The sequence below is a fragment of the Roseovarius marisflavi genome, assembly GCF_900142625.1.
Lineage (GTDB): Bacteria > Pseudomonadota > Alphaproteobacteria > Rhodobacterales > Rhodobacteraceae > Roseovarius > Roseovarius marisflavi.
Genome location: NZ_FRBN01000070.1, coordinates 1 through 1,952, shown reverse-complemented (window position 1 = coordinate 1,952; position 1,952 = coordinate 1). Strand labels below are relative to the sequence as shown.

Annotated in this window: 3 protein-coding genes; all 3 read left to right on the top strand. The window is 50.3% G+C overall.

What is annotated here, in order from left to right:
* Nucleotides 1–249 precede the first annotated feature (249 nt).
* The 3 genes from BUB78_RS19930 to BUB78_RS19920 are packed head-to-tail and all read left to right on the top strand — an operon-like array spanning nt 250 to nt 1,772.
* Nucleotides 250–636 (top strand): hypothetical protein, encoded by a 387-nt coding sequence (locus BUB78_RS19930; protein WP_084732985.1) that lies wholly within the window; start codon nt 250–252, stop codon nt 634–636.
* Nucleotides 637–640: 4 nt separating this feature from the next.
* Nucleotides 641–1,342, top strand: a complete 702-nt coding sequence (locus tag BUB78_RS19925) for a helix-turn-helix transcriptional regulator (RefSeq protein WP_073201168.1) — start codon at nt 641–643, stop codon at nt 1,340–1,342.
* The gene (locus BUB78_RS19920; RefSeq protein WP_073201166.1) at nt 1,311–1,772 is read left to right on the top strand and encodes a DUF6194 family protein; all 462 of its coding nucleotides are present in this window, start codon (nt 1,311–1,313) and stop codon (nt 1,770–1,772) included. The genes BUB78_RS19925 and BUB78_RS19920 overlap by 32 nt, the downstream gene beginning before the upstream one ends.
* Nucleotides 1,773–1,952 lie beyond the last annotated feature (180 nt).

The following is a 1,952-nucleotide window of genomic DNA, read 5'->3' as shown; positions in this document are numbered from 1 at the left end:
GTCAAAACCGCGCAAACAGGCCGGACACATGACTGCTTCTGACAAATGCACAAATCTGATCAAAAATGTCTTGCTATGCAGGAGCCATCCACACAGGTCATTCGCGAAAATCGAGGCTATGACCGAGTTGCGGGACTTTGTTGCCATTCAAAGTTTTATGCAGAATGGCTGCTTTGGATGTGATGTAGCTGACAGACCGTGTCAGTTGCCCTGTGCAAGAAGGAACTCTGACAGAAATTGGAGTTCAAAATGAAGACACAAATACTTTCCGCGCTGGCGAGCCTATCTTTGGCGGGGGCATCTTATGCAGAGGTGTGTGAACGCGAGCAAACTGGCGTCGCAACAACAGCAGAAATTGTTGAATTTCGGTTGGCAGAGGGGATGACGGATGAACAATTCCTTGCATCTGCTCAAGCCAGCACAGTGTATCTCTGCTCAACGGCGGCGTTTGTGCGACGTAGCCTTTCACAAGATGAGACCGGCCGTTGGACAGACTATGTAGAATGGACATCGAAAGAGGAAGCACAAGCGGCGGCAGAAGCTGCCATGCAACGTGAGGACATGATGCCGTTTATGATGGCAATTGACCCTGAAAGCATATCGTTGCGGTATGCGGCTATTTCTTCGATAGAATAGCAGGATGCGCAGAACTGATCGACTTTTCAATATCATCCAGCTTTTTCGCGATGGACGCCTTCACAAAGGGGCGGACATTGCCGAAAGAATGGAGGTGTCACTGCGCACCGTCTATCGTGATGTTGAGACGTTGATCGGTTCTGGCGTTCCGATCACTGGCGAGCGAGGTGTCGGGTACATTATGACCGAACCGGTCTTCCTACCCCCGCTAAACTTAACACCGGGAGAGTTGGAAGTATTGGAACTGGGGATTGCCTTGGTACAGTCCAGTTTCGGTCAGAGCCTATCAGATCATGGAAAAAGCCTCGGAGATAAGGTGCGGGCGGTCTTACCGCAGCCAGAAATGCTGGATCCGACACGGGGTGCAATTGCCATCTACACACCAAAATTTTCGCAACGCGTGCTGGATGTTTTGGACATTGTTAGACGTTCTATTCTCAGTCGGACACAACTGAATTTTGATTACAAATCCCTGTCTGAGGAGGTGTCCGAGCGGATCGTCCGCCCGCTTGAAATTGAAGTGTGGGAGAATGTTCTGACACTGACGGCATGGTGCGAAACACGGTCCAATTTTCGGGTCTTTCGATTGGATCGAATGGGAAGCGTAAAATTAGGCGATCACGGTTTCAGACCGGAGATCGGTAAACGCCTGCAAGACTATCTGGGAAAACAAAATGCAAAACCTAACACCAACTCTGGTCATTGACGCGCTCTTGTCAAAATTCGATGGCGTTACCGTTGTCGAGGCTTGGGGCGAAAAATCCCTTTTCTACAACCCCGGAAGGCGTTTGCCTCGCGGTGTGTATTTTGCGACCGTTAAGGAAAAAGACGGTGAAAACGACAAGGCATCGAGTTTAGATCGCGACGATATCTTCCGATTGAATGTTGGGACCACGAAATCCCTCTTTCTTGAACGATTTGGCCCCCCGCCGCCGCGACCAGGCAAGGGAGGCGTTATTGAAGGGCCGTGGGACTTCACCACTCTGGACACATTGATGCCCCATCCGGTTTATGGATGGATGAGTTGGGTGGCTGTCCTTAATCCAGCGCATAAGACATTCGACGATATACAGCCTCTTGTTGAGGCCGCATATGCCAAGGCAAAAACGACATTTTCTAAGAGAGTCGTGGATTAGCGGCCATTCGTTCATTGTGCAGCATCATGAAGTTTGGGCTCAGAGCGGTCGGTCAGCCCGAATTATTCGAACGACAGGTTCCGACAGAGGTGGTCGCGGAAATTTGGGCCAGTCGTTAAGATGGATCGCATGAAGAAAGAAGTGATCCGCAATGAAGAAACGAAAGAACCATTCGCCTGA